12 protein-coding genes and 1 pseudogene are annotated in these 14,473 nt (G+C 67.8%); 7 read left to right on the plus strand and 6 right to left on the minus strand.

Annotated elements, in window-relative coordinates; all coding sequences use genetic code 11:
- Positions 1-2: 2 nt before the first annotated feature.
- From LZ586_RS00880 to LZ586_RS00900, 5 genes are read left to right on the plus strand one after another with little or no spacing between them, the layout of a single operon-like run.
- Positions 3-845 (plus strand): XrtA system polysaccharide deacetylase, encoded by an 843-nt coding sequence (locus tag LZ586_RS00880; RefSeq protein WP_235077835.1) that lies wholly within the window; start codon positions 3-5, stop codon positions 843-845.
- Positions 842-1,915 (plus strand): FemAB family XrtA/PEP-CTERM system-associated protein, encoded by a 1,074-nt coding sequence (locus LZ586_RS00885; RefSeq protein WP_235077836.1) that lies wholly within the window; start codon positions 842-844, stop codon positions 1,913-1,915. The genes LZ586_RS00880 and LZ586_RS00885 overlap by 4 nt, the downstream gene beginning before the upstream one ends.
- A complete protein-coding gene (locus LZ586_RS00890; protein WP_319938029.1) occupies positions 1,915-3,117 on the plus strand; it encodes a TIGR03087 family PEP-CTERM/XrtA system glycosyltransferase in 1,203 nt (400 codons plus the stop codon). The genes LZ586_RS00885 and LZ586_RS00890 overlap by 1 nt, the downstream gene beginning before the upstream one ends.
- Positions 3,114-4,646, plus strand: a complete 1,533-nt coding sequence (gene xrtA, locus LZ586_RS00895) for an exosortase A (RefSeq protein WP_235077837.1) — start codon at positions 3,114-3,116, stop codon at positions 4,644-4,646. The genes LZ586_RS00890 and xrtA overlap by 4 nt, the downstream gene beginning before the upstream one ends.
- Positions 4,646-6,538, plus strand: a complete 1,893-nt coding sequence (locus LZ586_RS00900; protein WP_235077838.1) for an XrtA/PEP-CTERM system amidotransferase — start codon at positions 4,646-4,648, stop codon at positions 6,536-6,538. Before xrtA ends, LZ586_RS00900 begins: the two co-directional genes overlap by 1 nt.
- Here the strand turns inward: LZ586_RS00900 and LZ586_RS00905 are convergent, their stop codons facing one another.
- Complete coding sequence (locus LZ586_RS00905) at positions 6,539-6,976, minus strand: MAPEG family protein (protein WP_235077839.1); 438 nt, start codon at positions 6,974-6,976, stop codon at positions 6,539-6,541.
- A gap of 14 nt (positions 6,977-6,990) precedes the next feature.
- The gene (locus LZ586_RS00910; RefSeq protein ID WP_235077840.1) at positions 6,991-7,956 is read right to left on the minus strand and encodes an alpha/beta hydrolase; all 966 of its coding nucleotides are present in this window, start codon (positions 7,954-7,956) and stop codon (positions 6,991-6,993) included.
- A 105-nt stretch (positions 7,957-8,061) separates the two neighbouring features.
- Here LZ586_RS00910 and LZ586_RS00915 point away from each other — a divergent pair, with 105 nt between their 5' ends.
- A complete protein-coding gene (locus LZ586_RS00915) occupies positions 8,062-8,832 on the plus strand; it encodes an SDR family oxidoreductase (protein ID WP_235077841.1) in 771 nt (256 codons plus the stop codon).
- 44 nt (positions 8,833-8,876) lie between these two features.
- Here LZ586_RS00915 and LZ586_RS00920 read toward each other — a convergent pair whose 3' ends face one another.
- From LZ586_RS00920 to LZ586_RS00930, 3 genes are all read right to left on the minus strand, one after another.
- Positions 8,877-9,632, minus strand: coding sequence for an OmpA family protein (locus tag LZ586_RS00920; protein WP_235077842.1), 756 nt, complete (start codon positions 9,630-9,632; stop codon positions 8,877-8,879).
- A gap of 159 nt (positions 9,633-9,791) precedes the next feature.
- Entirely contained in the window at positions 9,792-10,871 is a 1,080-nt protein-coding gene (locus tag LZ586_RS00925) for a 1,9-bis(guanidino)-5-aza-nonane synthase (protein ID WP_235077843.1), read from the minus strand.
- Positions 10,872-10,985: 114 nt separating this feature from the next.
- Positions 10,986-12,227 (minus strand): type III PLP-dependent enzyme, encoded by a 1,242-nt coding sequence (locus tag LZ586_RS00930; RefSeq protein WP_235077844.1) that lies wholly within the window; start codon positions 12,225-12,227, stop codon positions 10,986-10,988.
- Between the two features lie 152 nt (positions 12,228-12,379).
- On the opposite strand from LZ586_RS00930, the pseudogene LZ586_RS00935 reads away from it, so the two are divergent.
- Positions 12,380-13,333: pseudogene (locus LZ586_RS00935) on the plus strand (threonine/serine dehydratase); the annotation flags it as partial.
- A 389-nt stretch (positions 13,334-13,722) separates the two neighbouring features.
- On the opposite strand, the gene LZ586_RS00940 reads toward LZ586_RS00935, so the two are convergent.
- Positions 13,723-14,379, minus strand: a complete 657-nt coding sequence (locus LZ586_RS00940) for an alpha/beta hydrolase (RefSeq protein ID WP_235077845.1) — start codon at positions 14,377-14,379, stop codon at positions 13,723-13,725.
- Between the last annotated feature and the right edge of the window lie 94 nt (positions 14,380-14,473).

The following is a 14,473-nucleotide window of genomic DNA, read 5'->3' on the forward strand; positions in this document are numbered from 1 at the left end:
TCATGATCACCAACGCCCTTTCGGTCGACGTCGAGGACTGGTTCCAGGTCGGCGCGTTCGAGACCGTGATCGATCGGGCCGATTGGGAAGGGCTGGACCGCCGCGTGGAGGCGAACACCGACCGGGTGCTCGACCTGTTCGCGGTTGGAGGCGTGACGGCGACCTTCTTCACGCTGGGCTGGGTCGCGCATCGCCACCCGGCGCTGATCCGCCGCATCGCCGACGCCGGGCACGAAGTCGCGAGTCATGGCTGGGATCATGCCCGGGTGTTCACCATGGATGCGGACGCGTTTCGGGCTGATCTGGCGCGGGCGAAGAAAGCGCTGGAGGATGCGAGCGGGACAGCCGTGACCGGCTATCGCGCGCCCAGCTTTTCAATCGATGGCCGAACACCCTGGGCGCATGCGGTGCTTGCCGAGCAGGGATACCGCTATTCCTCCAGCATCGCGCCGCTGCGGCATGACCATTACGGCGTCCCCGACGCGCCGCGCGGGACGTATCGCCCGATGCCGGACGCCGACCTGATCGAGATGCCGATCACCATTGCCACCGTGTTGGGCCGCGAAGTGACCGCCGGGGGCGGCTTCTTCCGCCTGCTGCCGAGCGCGGTGACCGAGCGGGCGATCCGCGCCGCCAATGCCGGTAGCGCACCCGCGATATTCTATTTTCATCCCTGGGAAGTTGATCCAGGGCAGCCCCGCGTTCGGAATGCACCACTCAAGTCGAAGCTGCGGCATTATGCGCGGCTCGGCGCGATGGCCGGCAAGCTGGAGAAGCTGATCGCGAGGCACCGCTGGGGGCGGATGGACGCGATCGCAGCGCGTGAAGCGGCGCGGCTGGCGTGAATGCGCCGACGTTCCCGCATGCCCTGACGCTGCGCACCGCCGATCTGGACGATGCCGGCCCGTGCGCGCGGATCGCGGCGTGGGTCGGCGACCATCCCGACGGCACGCCGTTTCACTTGCCCCAATGGAGCAGCGCGGTGGCGCGTGGCTGCGGGCAGCGGAGCCATTATCTGCTGGCCGAGCGGCCGGGCGGCGAGATCGCCGGGGTGCTGCCACTGACCGAGTCGCACTCGCCGCTGTTCGGACGCGCGCTGGTGTCGGCAGGGTTCGGCGTCGGCGGAGGCGTGTTGGCGGATGGTGCGGTGGCGACCGCGAAGCTGGCGGGGGCAGCGTTCGAATTGGCGGGGCGGCTAACTTGCTCCACCGTCGAGTTGCGCGGTGGGGTAAGGCCGGGGACGGAATGGCATGCCGATGACGCCACTTATGTGCGCTTTGTCCGTCCCCTTGCGGGGGACGACGAGGCGGAACTGCTGGCGATCCCGCGCAAGCAGCGGGCGGAGGTCCGACGGTCGCTGAGCAATGCCCTGACCGTGGAGACGGGGAGCGGCGTCGCGCAAGCCGCGGCACATTATGCGGTCTATGCCGAGTCGGTGCGCAACCTCGGAACGCCGGTGTTTCCGCGCCGGCTTTTCGAGGCGACGCTGAGGGCGTTCGGCGATGCTGCCGACCTGTTGGTCGTCCGGCACGAGGGCGCGCCGGTCGCGAGCGTGCTGAGCCTGTATTGGAATGGCACCGTCTATCCATATTGGGGCGGGGGCACCGAGGCGGCGCGCGGGTTGCGGGCCAACGACCGGATGTACTTCGCGCTGATGGCGCATGCACGGGGGCGGGGGTGTACCCGGTTCGATTTCGGACGCTCCAAGGCGGGTACGGGGGCTGCGGCGTTCAAGAAGAACTGGGGGTTCGAGCCCGCGCCGCTCACTTATTTCAAGCGGACGACCGACGGGTCCACACCGCGCAGCATCAATCCGCTCGATCCCAAATATAGCCTGCAGGTGCGCGCGTGGAAGCGGATGCCGCTGTGGCTGGCCAACCGCGTAGGGCCCTGGATCTCCCGGGGGCTTGGCTGATGATGGGGGACATCCTGTTCCTGGCGCACCGCGTGCCCTATCCTCCGGATCGCGGCGACAAGATCCGCGCCTTCCACCTGCTCAAGCATCTTGCCGAGCGTCACCGCGTGCATCTGGTCGCCTTTGCCGATGGTCCCGGTGATACCGAGCACGAGGCGGCGCTGGCGCGGTTCGCCTGTACGCAGAGCGTGATCCGGCGGTCGAAGCCCCAGGCGGTCGCAGCGGCGCAGGCGCTGCTGTCGGGAAAGCCGGTGTCGCTGACCGCCTTCGCGGATGCTGAAATGCGTGCCGCGGTGGACCGAGTGCTTGCGCGCGAAGCGATCGATGCCGTGTTCGTGTTTTCCGGGCAAATGGCACAATATCTGCCGGCCGCCGGACCGCCGGTGGTGATGGATTTTGTCGACATGGATTCGGCCAAGTTCGCCGGCTATGCCGCGACGGCGCGAGGCCCGATGCGCTGGATGCTCGCCCGCGAGGCGCGGTTGTTGATGGCGCACGAGGCGCAGGTCGCGGGCCGGGCGCATGCCAGCCTGTTCGTCAGTGCCGCGGAGGCGCGGCTGTTCGAGGAAGAGACCGGCGCCGCGCGCGTGGCGGTCGTGGAGAACGGGATCGAAACCGGCTATTTCGCGCCCGGCGCCCAGTTCGTCCGGCCCAGCCTGAGCGCGGCATCGATCGTGTTCACCGGGCAGATGGACTACCGCCCCAACGTCGAAGGCGTGGCGTGGTTTGTCAAGGCGGTGCTGCCGCGGATCCGTGCCGAGCGGGGCGATGCCGAGTTCGTGATCGTCGGGCGCAATCCCGGTGATGCGGTGCGTGGGCTGGGCAAGCGCGACGGAGTGCGGGTGACCGGCGAGGTTGCCGATGTGCGCGGCTGGTTGGCGGACGCGGCCGTCGTCGTGGCGCCGCTGCTGCTGGCGCGGGGCATCCAGAACAAGGTGCTCGAGGGGATGGCGATGGCGCGGCCGGTGGTCGCCTCCGCAGCTGCGGCCGAAGGGATCGATCACCGAGGCACGATCGACGTGACGGCGGATGGCGAGGCGATGGCGGCAGCGATCCTGGAGCGGCTGCGTGACCCTGCGGGTGCGGCGGCGCTTGGCGACCAGGCACGCCGGCAGGTGATCGAGCGCTATGGCTGGCCCACGGCGATGGCGACACTGGACGACATACTGGCGCCGCTGTTCGACGTGCGGAGGGCTGCATGACGGTCCATATGCCGATGCATCAGTTTCGTCCGCCGGCGGTGCGGTTCCATGGCCGCTGGACACGCGCTGCGGCGATGCTGGCGGCCAGCTGGGCTGCGCTGTTGCTGTTGTTCCGGCGCGACACCGCAGACCTTGCCGCGATCTATTGGACCAACACGACCTTTGGGCACTGCCTGTTCGTGGCGCCGGTGATCGGCTGGCTGGTGTGGCAGCGGCGGCGCGAGCTGGCGCTGGTGCGGCCCGAGGGGTGGTGGCCCGCGCTGCTGCTGGTCGCGGCGGGCGGGTTTGGCTGGCTGCTGGGGGATGCCGCGGGGGTGGCGCTGCTGCGCCATCTGGGGCTGGTGATGATGCTCCAGGGCGCGGCGGTGAGCGTGCTGGGCCTCAATGTCGCGCGCGCGCTGCTGTTTCCGCTGGGCTACATGCTGTTCCTAGTGCCGTTCGGCGACTTTTTCGAGCCGCCGCTCCAGCAGCTGACGATCGCCATGGTGATGCCGCTGCTTCACTTGTTCGGCGTGCCGGCCAGCGTCGACGGGGTGCTGATCACCACCTCCAACGGCTATTTCGAAGTGGCCGAGGCCTGTTCGGGGTCCAAGTTCCTGATCGCAATGATCGCGTACGGGGTGCTCGTTGCGAATGTCTGCTATCGCACCTGGCCGCGCCGTGCCGCCTTCCTGGCGATGGCGCTGGTGGTGCCGGTGATCGCCAACGGCGTGCGCGCGTTCGGGACGATCTATGCCGCTTGGTGGACCTCGGTGGAGCAGGCGACGGGCATGGACCACATCGTCTATGGCTGGTTCTTCTTCGCCTTCGTGATGGCCGCGGTGCTGGCGATCGGCTGGCGGTGGTTCGACCGCGATCCCGACGCGCCGTGGTTCGATCCCGCCGCGTTGCAGGCGCCGGTGCCCGGGCGGGCGGACCGGATTTTGACGGCCCTTGGCGCGTTGCTGATCGCCAGCCTGTTCCTGAGCTGGTCGAGCGCGATCGCGGCGCGGACGACGCCGCTGGGACCGCCGGTGGAGCTGCCGCAGATCGCCGGCTGGCGGCGGCAGCCGGCGGCGCCGGATTGGTCGCCCAACTTCCCGGCCGCCGATCGCTTCCTCCAGGCCCGCTATGTCGATCGGGCGGGGCGGACGGTGGACGTGGCGGTGGCGCTCTATGCGCAGCAGCATGAGGGCAAGGAACTGGTCGGGTTCGGGATCGGCGCGATCCGGCAAAACGACCGCTGGGTGCGCGTTGCCGATGTGGCCCCTGTGGCGGACGGGCACGCAATCCGCATGGTCGGTCCCGAACGGGTGGAACGCCGAACGGTTAGTTGGTACCGCGTCGGCGGCACGCTGACCGGGAGCGACAACCGCGTGAAGATCGAGACGTTGAAGACCAAGCTGCTGGGCGGCGATCAGAGCGCGGCGGCGGTGCTGATTTCGGCAGAGCAGGGGGCGAACGGCGATGCCGGCGCGACGATCCAGGACTTTCTCGAGGCGCTTGGTCCAGTGGAAGCGCTTGCCGACGAACTGACCGGCGCCCGCTGATGTGCGGCATTGCGGGGCTGTACTACCCCGCCCAGGCTCGGCCGGTCGATCCGGCCCGGATCATGACGATGACCGATGCTATCGCGCACCGGGGGCCTGACGGATCGGGCGTGTGGACTGCGCCCGGCGTGGGGCTGGGGCACCGGCGGCTGGCGATCATCGACCTGGAATGCGGCGCCCAGCCGATGGTCACGCCCGAGGCCGACGTGGTCACGGTGTTCAACGGCGAGATCTATAACTTCCAGGAGGTGCGTGGCGAGTTGGAAGCGAAGGGGGCGCGCTTCCTGACGGGCAGCGATACCGAAGTGCTGCTGCATGGCTGGCGCGCCTGGGGGCCGGCGATGCTGCCGCGGCTGAACGGGATGTTCGCCTTCGCGGTCTATGACGTGCGCCGGCAGAGCCTGTTTCTGGCGCGTGACCGGTTCGGCGTGAAGCCGCTGCATTATACCCAGCTTTCGGACGGGGCGGTGGCCTTCGCGTCCGAACTCAAGGGGCTGCTCGCGCATCCGCTGCTGCGGCGGCTGCCGGATTTCCGTGCGGTCGAGGATTATCTGGGGCTCGGCTATGTGCCCGACGACGCTTCGATCGTCGCGGGGGTGAAGAAGCTGGCTGCGGGGCATTTCCTGCTGTTGGAGCGCGGCAAGCCCGTGGCGGAGCCGACCCGCTGGTGGGACATCGACTTTTCGCGCCGCGCCACCGGCAAGGTCAAGGACCTGGAGGCCGAGCTGGTCGAGCACATGCGCGCGGCGGTTTGCTCGCGGATGATCGCCGACGTGCCGCTGGGGGCGTTCCTGTCGGGCGGGGTCGACAGCAGCGCGGTGGTGGCGCTGATGGCGGAGACCAGCCGGGCGGCGGTGAAGACCTGCACGATCGGCTTTGCCGAGGCGGACCATGACGAGACCGCCCACGCGCAAGCGGTGGCCGACCGCTTTGCCACGGCGCACCGTAGCCGCACGGTTGCGGCCGATGATTTCGCGCTGATCGACACGTTGGTGGCGGCGTTCGACGAGCCGTTTGCCGATGCCTCGGCGCTACCGACCTACCGCGTCGCGCAGCTGGCGCGCGAGAGCGTGACGGTGGCGCTGTCGGGAGATGGAGCGGATGAGGCGTTCGCGGGCTATCGCCGCTACAGGTTCTTCGCCGCGGAAGAGCGCGTGCGCTCGCTGCTGCCGCAGGGTTTGCGGACGAACGTGTTCGGGCGGCTAGGACAAGTATATCCCAAGGCCGACTGGGCGCCGCGGCCGTTCCGCGCCAAGACCACGCTGCTCGCACTCGCCGAGGGAGGCGAGTTCGCCTATGCCAAGGCGGTCGGGGTGACCGGACCGGCGCTGCGCGACCAGCTTTACACCAGTGCCGCCAAGCACCTGCTGGCGGGGCATACCGCCGAGCGGCGCTATGTCGACGCGATGCGCCAGGCACCGGCGCGCGACGGGCTCGATCGTGCGCAATATGCCGATATGCGCCACTGGCTGCCTGGCGACATCCTCACCAAGGTCGACCGCACCAGCATGGCGGTGGGGTTGGAGGCTCGCGAGCCGCTGCTCGACCACCGGCTGGTGGAGTTCGCCGCGACGCTGCCGCCGTCGCTCCGGATCAGAGCGGGGCAGGGCAAGTGGCTGATGAAGAAAGCGATGGAGCCCTGGCTGCCGAAGGAGATCCTCTATCGCCCGAAGATGGGGTTCGTCACCCCGGTCAGCGCCTGGTTCCGCACGGCGCTGGCCGAGGAAGCGGCCGGGCTGGCGCGCTCGCGCGTGCTTGCCGGGACCGGCTGGTTCGAGCCGGCGACGATCGAGAAACTAGCGGCCGACCACAAGGCGGGCCGCGCCGAGCATGGCCGGACCTTGTGGCAGTTGCTGATGCTGGAACGGAGCCTAAAGCGGCTGTTCGGCTGATCAGTGCAGGCCGAACACCGCCATCGCCGCGTGCAGCGTCAGCGCAGCGAGCGTGAACGTGGACAGGCCGAACAGCCAGAAGCGCACCCGCACCCGGTTCACCGTCGCCTGCCATAGGCTGTGGACGATGCGCAGCGCGACATAGGCCCAGGCGATCCAGGCGTTCACCCCGTCGCCCTGACCGATCATCGCCAGCACCAGCGCGACCGCATAGAACAGCGTCGGCTGCTCGGTCAGGTGGTTGTAGTTGTGCGCCTTCCACTGCACTCCAGCGGGCAGCCCACGATCCGCGTGCGAGGCGGTGGTGCCGACCAGCGTGCCCATGTCGATCCCCGCGCCGCGCATGGCGGGCAGGCGCGTTGCGATTGCCCAGATGAGCATCACCAGCGTCCAGGCGATCAGCGCCACCACCGGCCGGAGGATGTCGCTATGTATCATGGTTGCTCCTTCGGTCATGCGCGCCGGGTCCAGCGTGCGAAGATGTCCAGCCAGCCGCGGCCGGGTGCATCGGCCGGCAAGTGCATCGCGCCGAAGCCGTGGCCGCCTTTTTCCAGCAGATGCGCCTCCACCGGCACGTTCACGCGGCGGCAGGCGTCGATCATCGCCAGGCTCTGCGCGACCGGCACGACCGGATCGTCCATCGCGTGGAGCAGCCAGACCGGCGGGGTTTCCGCGGTGACGCGGTCGAGCGGCGTGTAGCGGGCAAGGAGGGCGGGGTCCTTGTCGTCGCCAAGGAGCATTGCGCTGGAGCGGCTGTTGAGCCCGGCAGTGGCGAACGACACTACCGGGTAGACCAGACCGGCAAAGGCAGGCCGCGCCGATTGGCGGTCGGCCGCGTCGATGGACGTATAGACCGGGTCAGCATGCCCGACCGCGACCATCGCGCCGAGATGCCCGCCCGCGGAGAAGCCGAGCAGGCCGAGCTTTGCCGGATCGATGGCGTATTTGCCGGCATTGGCGCGGATCAGCCGCATCGCACGCTGTGCGTCCTGGAGCGGTACGTCGGCCCGCCTGGCCCAGCCGTCACCGGGAAGCCGGTAGACGAGCACGAAGACGGTGATGCCCAGCGGATTGAGCATCGCCGCGACGTCGATGCCCTCGTTGCTGGCCGACACGAAGCCATAGCCGCCGCCGGGGATCGACAGCACCGCGCGGCCATCGGGCTTCTTAGCGCGGTACACGGCGACATAGGGGCGATCGACGCCGCGTAGCCAGAGCTCGGCGCCCTGATAGCCGGCACGCTCGTTGCGGGGCGTCGGCAGCGGGGAGGGCGCGCCCGGCGGGTTGCCGGGCCAGAGCGGGAAATGCTCCGCGGGCGGCCATGCGAGCGGCGGGGGCGATGCCTGCCCGGCTTGGGCCGCCGTCGCCACGGGGAGGCTTGCCGCGGCCCCCAGCAGCGTGCGTCGGTCGATCTGCATGCGCGTTTCCTCCCCGAGCGTTAGCACCACTTCTTTTGCGCCACCTCTTACGAAGCGAAGCTACCGGAATATATCGGCTCGGCAACCAGCAATGGAGACCGACAGATGAAGCGCAGCGGCAACACGATCCTGATCACCGGCGGCGGCAGCGGTATCGGCGCGCAGCTCGCGCATCGCTTCCACGACCAGGGCAACACGGTGATCGTCGCTGGACGGCGACTGGAGGCGCTCGAGCAGGTCTCAGAGGGGCGGGCGAACATCCATCCGCTGGCGCTCGACATCGACAGCGCGGACGGTGTGAAGGACTTCGCCGCGCGAGTGATCGCCGCGCATCCGGCGCTGAACGTGGTGATCCATAATGCCGGGATCATGCGTTTCGAGGCGCTGGACCAGTCGCGCGACCTGGGCGATGCCGAGGCGACGATCACCACCAACCTGCTCGGCCCGATCCGGCTGACCGACGCCCTGATCGATCATCTGGTGGCGCAGCCCAGTGCCGCCATCGTCACGGTGACTTCGGGCCTTGCCTATGTGCCGCTGGTGGCGACCCCGACCTATTCGGCGACCAAGGCGGCGATCCACTCCTACACCGTGGCGCTGCGCGATGCCTTGCAGGGCAAGGTGGAAGTGATCGAACTCGTGCCGCCCGGCGTACAGACCGAGCTGACGCCGGGACAGGAGAACCGGCCGGGCTATATGCCGCTGGATGCGTTCATCGACGAAGTGATGGCGCTATGGACGCAGGAGCCGACGCCGGCGGAGATCATGGTCGAGCGTGTGCGCGGCCTGCGCTTTGCCGAGCGCGAGGGCCGGTTCGATGCGGCGCTGACTCAGATCAACGCGTTCGCCCGCAAGGCGCGCGAGGGACAGGGCTAGGCGAACAGGGCCGTCGCCTGCAGGTGGACGACGGCCCGTTTTCTTTAGAAGCGGTCGGCGCGCTGGCCCAGCAGGGTCACTTCGACCCGGCGGTTCTGGCGCATGCCGGCGGGCGTGGCATTGGATGCCACCGGCTCGGCTTCGCCATGCCCCTCGACAGAGAAGCGCGCGCGCGTGACACCCATCGTGTCGAAGGCGTTGCGAACGCTCGCCGCGCGGCGTTCGGAAAGATCGAGATTATGGGCATCGGTGCCACGCGAATCGGTGTGACCGTCGATGGCGACGCGCACCCCTGGATTGTGGCGCAGATAGCCGGCGAGCGGCCGCAGCTTGTCGATCGCGCCGGGCCGCAGCACGTCGCTGTCGGTGGCGAACAACACATCCTCGGACAGGTTCATGGTCGCTCCGCGCGTGGTCTGGCGGAAGCCATAGCCGCGCATCGCCCCGCGATCCCAGTCGCCGCGCTCCTCGACCACCACGGTGCGGTCGCGCGCCTCCCAGTCGAAACGGTCGCGGCGCGGTCCCGCGATATCCACAAAGGCGCGGTTGGCGGCGATCGCCTCACGAAGGCTGATGCGGCCGTCGCGATTATGGTCGAAGTTGCGCATCACGAACGCACGGCCGCGCAGCGTGGCGCGCAATTCGGGCAAGAGGCGTGGCACTCCAGGGCCGGCCAGGCGGATGGGCCGGTCACCGTGCCGCCCGCCGCCCCAATCCCAGCGGTCCTGCGCCTGGGCGGGTGCGATCGCGGTCAGCGAAGTTGCCAGCGCAGCCGCGGCGATGATCGAAAAGCGTTTCATGTTCTTCCTCCTGTGCCCACCCCAGGCACCGCTTTCGCTCTCCCGGCTTGAACCTTGGCTGAGCCCCGATGACAGGTGCAGTTAAGGCGGGAGGAGGAGCCAACGAAAAGGGGCCGCGCTTGCGCACGGCCCCTCCGATAGCTCGCCGTAAATGCCGGCTTACCTGAACAGCTTGGCCCAACCACGCTTGGCGCGGTCCTTCCAGTGGCCGCGGTGATAGGCGTCCGATGCCAGCAGCGGCATCACGCTGCCCGCTTCGGCGAACACCATCTGCTCGATGCCGGTGTTGACCTTGCCCCAGCTCGCAGCTTCCTGCAGCGTCGAGGACGAGCAGGCGCCGTCGCGCACGTCGGCGACGGTGATCTGTACCGCGTACTTGTGCACTGCGACGTCCTCATGGCCCAGGATCTCGGCGCAGACGACCGTGTCCTGGATGAAGTTCTTCGGCACGCCGCCGCCGATCATCAGCAGGCCGGTGGTGCCCGCCTCGATCTTGATCTGCGTGAGCTCGCGGAAGTCCGCGACTGCGTCGATCATCAGATACGGACGGCCTTCCTTTGCCGCGTCGACCTGGTGCTTGACCAGCCCGAAGCCGGCCGAGCTGTCGACGAAGGCCGGGCAGAAGATCGGCACGTCATGCTCGTAAGCGAGCTTGACGAGGCTGTTCTCCTTCTTGCCGTGCTCGACGAGATACTTGCCCATCTCGCGGATGAACGCACGGCTCGAATAGGCCTTGGGCTCCAGCGATTCCGCAATCTCGAAGATCGTGTGGTCGACGTTCTGGAGCGCTTCCTCGTCGATATAGGTGTCGTAGATCCGGTCGATGTAGAGCGAGCGCAGCGTGTCGTCGTCGGGGATTTCCAGCGCCTGATAGTGCTTGTGGCCGAGCCCTTCGAAGAAATCCATGTCGACAATGGTCGCGCCGGTGGCGACGATGCAGTCGACCATGTTGTTGCGCACCAGCTCGGCATAGAGGTCCATGCAGCCGCCGGCCGACGTCGAGCCTGCGATCACCAGGCAGACGGTGCAGTCGGGATCGGCCAGCATCTGGTTGTAGATGCCGGTGGCGCGGCCGAGGTCACGGCTGGTGAAGCTCATGTCCGACATCGCATCGATGATCGGGCGCGCGTCGAACGACTTGATGTCGACGTGCTTCACTTCCTTCGACAGCAGCTCTGCCTTGCGGGTGTCGTTGATCGGGCCGTTTGCCGCGGCGGTCTTGGTGAGGGTGTCGGTCATGGTTGCCCTTTGGCTATCCAGAACCCGCCGTCGTTATATGGGGACGCGGAAACCCGTAGAACCTCCTCCCGCCGGGGCGGGAGGAGGAAACCTATATAGTGTAAGTTGTTGGCGTTACAGCTTTACGACGTTGGTCGAGCGGCGCGTTTCGAGCGCTTCATCCTCGCGGTACACCGACAACATGGGCTCATCGCCTGCGACCACCGTCTCGCCCGAGCCGAAGCCGTTAAAGGCAGTGCGCATTGCCGCGCCATAGGCGCCGAGCATGCCGATCTCGAAATAATCGCCGGTGTTCGTGTCCGCAGGGAGCGGGAACGGGCCAGCCATGAAATCGAGATCGTCGCAGGTCGGACCCCAGAAGCTGAAGTCCATGTCGCGCGCGTCCGAGTCCGGCTCACGCAGCAACTGCACCGGATACTTCCAGCCGATATGCGCGGCGTCGAACAGCGTGCCATAGGCGCCGTCGTTGATGTACAGCTCGTTGCCGCGGCGACGCTCGACGCGCACCACTACGGAAGAATATTCCGCACACAGCGACCGGCCGGGCTCGGCCCACAATTCGGCCGAATAGCTGATCGGCAGGCTTTCGAACGCGCGGTGGATCGTCTCGAAGAAACGCTCCAGCGGCGGCGGGGTCATGCCCGGATAGGCCGAGGGAAAGCCACCGCCGACATCGATCACGTCGACGGTAACCGCCGCATCGACGATCGCTGCGCGGACGCGCTCCATCGCGTTCGAATAGGCGTCCGGCGACATGGTCTGGCTGCCGACGTGGAAGCAGATGCCGAGCGCGTCCGCCACCTGACGGGTCGCGACCAGCAATTCCCTGGCTTCCGTGTGGCCGACGCCGAACTTCGAGCCCAGGCTGAGCTTCGCGAACTCGGACGAGACGCGCAGCCGCACGCAGAGCGTGAGGTCGGTGGCGCCACCGGTAGCACGCACGATCTTGTCGAGCTCTTCCAGGCTGTCGAGCGAGAAGGTCCGCACGCCATGCTGGAAATAGGCTTCGGCGATCGCCTCTTCCGACTTGACCGGGTGCATGAAGCAGCAGGTCGCGTCCGGCAGCGTCGCCTTGACGAGACGCACCTCGGCGATCGAGGCGGTGTCGTAATGCGTGATACCGTTGTCCCAGAGGATCTGGAGCAGGTCGGGCGACGGATTCGCCTTCACCGCGTACATCGAGCGGCCCGGAAACTTCTCGACGAAGAAGCGGGCGGCCCGCGCCGCAGCGTGGGGACGAACGATCGTAACCGGATCCACCGGTCGTCGCTTAGCGATGTCGATGCCCCCACCGAGAACGGCGGCACGGGCGGTCGAGAGGGGCGCTAACCCCAGCGCGCGAGGATGCTGGTGCAATTCAAGGGACCTCCAAATGCCTTGCGGCAAACATTGACGAAACAGCTGCCTTGCGGTTGGAAGTCCCATGGGGCAGCGGAAGGCGGCATTTAGGGGCGAGGTCCCCGCATGTAAAGCGATTCGGACTGCGATTTGTCCGACGGGGGTGAGATGTGACGATTTTGCGACAGCCCACGCGAGCGGGGGTACGCGACGCTGCCGCGAAAGTCGCCGCCATTCTGCCGCAAACGCCTTTGCTGACAGCGAATTTCCAGGGTGTGCCGGTGGCGTTCAAGGCGGAATCGCTGCAGCCCGTGGGTGCCTTCAAAATCCGCGGCGCCTGGCACAGGCTGACGGCGCTGGATGCCGGAGCACGCGAGAAGGGAGTGGTCGCCTTTTCTTCGGGCAATCATGCGCAAGGGGTCGCCTGGGCCGCGCAGAAGCTGGGCATGCCGGCGATCATCGTGATGCCGTCCGACGCGCCCAAGGTGAAGCTGGATGCGACCCTGGCATTGGGGGCGGAGGTGGTGCGGTATGACCGGGCCCGCGAGAGCCGCGAGGAGATCGCCGCGCAGCTGGCGCATGCGCGCGGCGCTACGCTGGTGCCGAGCTTCGACGATCCCTGGATCATCGAGGGCCAAGGCAGCGCCGGGATCGAGGCGATGACCCAGATGGTCGAAGCCAGGTTGCCCGATCCGTCGCGGGTGGTGATCCCGTGCGGAGGGGGCGGGCTTGCCGCGGGCATCGCGCTGGCGCTTCCGGACGCAGCGGTGACGGTGGTCGAGCCGGAGGGCTGGGACGACATGCGGCACAGCCTGGAGGCGGGCCGGATCGTGCCGGTGGGCGAGCATCCGCCCGCGACGGCATGCGATGCGCTGCAGACCAAGCTGGTGTCGCCGCTCACCTTCGATGTGCTGGCAAGGCGTGGGGCTACCGGGGTGGCGGTCAGCGAGGCCGAGGTGCGGGACGCGCAGCGCTGGGCCGCGGCCAGGCTGCGCATCGTGCTGGAGCCCGGCGGTGCGGTGGCGCTGGCGGCGCTGCTTGCCGGCAAAGTCGACGTGGAGCCCGGGCTGCTGGTGATCCTGTCGGGTGGAAATGCCGATCCCGCCGACTATGCGCGCGTGTTAGGGGTGCCGCATGAAAGCGACTCCGATGGGCGCAGTGCTGGCCAATGTGTTGAGTGCGGCCACGCGCGTGCTCGGCTATGTCCTCTACGCGGTGCTGTTCGCGATCTACCGCCAGGACATGCGGTTCATCACGCTGTTCGCCTGCATCGGGCTGGTGGCCGGCGCGCTCCTGTGGTGGTGGCTGTGATGCTCGACCCGTCGCTGGGGCCCATCCTGATGAGCGTTGCGGTGCTGGCGATGTTCGCGCTGATATGGGGCGGCATCCGCACGCTCAAGGCCGACCGCACGCGCGGCGTGCTGATGCTGGTCGCCGCGCTGGTGCTGCTCGGCAACCTGCTGATCTGGTCGATCTGACGGCCTCCCCCTCGCCATGGGGGAGGCGCCACGGGTCACTTGATCGGCGAGTTGGGGTCGAGCCGCATGTCGAGATAGCGGTCCACCGAACCCATCAGCTGCTCCATCTCATGCTCGAAGAAATGGTTCGCGCCGGGGATGGTGTCGTGCTCGATCGTGATGTGCTTCTGGGTGCGCAGCTTGTCGACCAGCTTCTGCACGGCGCCCGGCGTGACGACTTCGTCATTCTCGCCCTGGATGATGATGCCCGACGAGGGGCACGGCGCGAGGAAGGTGAAGTCGAACATGTTCGCTGGAGGCGCCACCGAGATGAAGCCGCGGATTTCTGGACGGCGCATCAGCAGCTGCATGCCAATCCAGGCGCCGAAGCCGAAGCCGGCGACCCAGGTGGTCTGGGCTTCGGGGTGGAAGCTCTGCACCCAGTCGAGCGCGCTGGCGGCGTCGGACAGCTCGCCGATGCCGTTGTCGAACGTGCCCTGGCTCTTGCCCACGCCGCGGAAATTGAAGCGCAGGGTGGCGAAGCCGCGGCGCTGGAAGGTCTTGTAGAGCTCCTGGACGATGCGGTTGTTCATCGTGCCGCCCGCATTGGGATGCGGGTGGAGGATCATCGCCACGGGCGCGCGCGGACGCGGAGCGGGAGCGAAACGGCCTTCGAGGCGACCTTCGGGGCCGGGGAAAATGACTTCGGGCAACGCAAGGACCCTTCTGATCTGGAGACGCGCAGTGCAGCGCGGGAGTTTGCGCGCTATATAAGCGCCGCGCCCTTTTGCGCAAATGGAACCCGAA

The organism is Sphingomonas sp. S2-65, assembly GCF_021513175.1.
GTDB lineage: Bacteria > Pseudomonadota > Alphaproteobacteria > Sphingomonadales > Sphingomonadaceae > Sphingomonas.